A 454-nucleotide genomic window follows, 5' to 3' on the forward strand; every position below is an offset into this window, starting at 1 on the left:
TTGGCCACACGATGTTCGACTTCGATCATCTGCAATTGCAGATCAGACAGCGCCAGCGCTTCTTGCTCACTGAGACGACCGAGCACGAACCAGGCCTGGAAGATAGGCTGACGGCTGAGATCACGGACAGGTTGCAAAGCCTCGACGAGCTTCTCGAAAGGCAGATCCTGGTGGGCATAGGCGCCCAGGGCGGTTTCCCGGACCTGGGACAGCAAGTTGAGGAAACTCTGCTCAGCCTGCAGGCTGGAGCGGATGACCAGGGTATTGACGAAGAAACCGATGAGGTCTTCGAGTTCACGCTGGTGACGTCCGGCGATGGGTGTACCGACGACGATATCGTCCTGGCCGCTCCAGCGTGAGAGCAGGGTCTGGTAGGCGGCCATCAGGACCATGAACAGGGTGGCTCCTTCCTGACGCGCCAGGTCGTCCAGTGCTTTGCTCAGGGTGGGCGGAA

At 59.9% G+C, this 454-nt stretch carries 1 protein-coding gene; it reads right to left on the reverse strand.

Annotated elements, in window-relative coordinates; all coding sequences use genetic code 11:
* On the reverse strand, positions 1–454 hold a 454-nt coding region (locus LZ463_RS28955; RefSeq protein ID WP_241459791.1), incomplete at both ends, for a condensation domain-containing protein.

It is taken from the genome of Undibacterium paludis (assembly GCF_022568815.1).
Taxonomy (GTDB): Bacteria; Pseudomonadota; Gammaproteobacteria; order Burkholderiales; family Burkholderiaceae_D; genus Undibacterium.